Raw genomic sequence first — 332 nt, 5'->3', positions numbered from 1 at the left:
ACACCTCCTCCTTTAGGGGATGATTTGTAGGGGCAGGGCTCTGCTCTGCCCGATATATTCCCTGACAAATGCAATTTGCCCTACATTTTTTTATTAAAAAAACAGGTCGAAAAAAGAATGCCTTGATTATAATTTGCCTCACTTCCGCTTCAATCCAATTGAAAATTGACAATAGTGTTAAATATTTGATTGACTGACTGTTTTCTATCTGTCACTGACTAAGTGACAGAGGAGCGATAATTGATGTGCTATTACGTTTATTATCAATTGATTATAGAAACGGGGATTCCAATATGTGAAACATCGGTTAAACAGGCAGAAATAGTTTCTAT

Source organism: Dysgonomonas sp. 520 (genome assembly GCF_010501095.1).
Taxonomy (GTDB): Bacteria; Bacteroidota; Bacteroidia; order Bacteroidales; family Dysgonomonadaceae; genus QVMP01.
Note: the sequence above shows the minus strand (reverse complement) of the source record.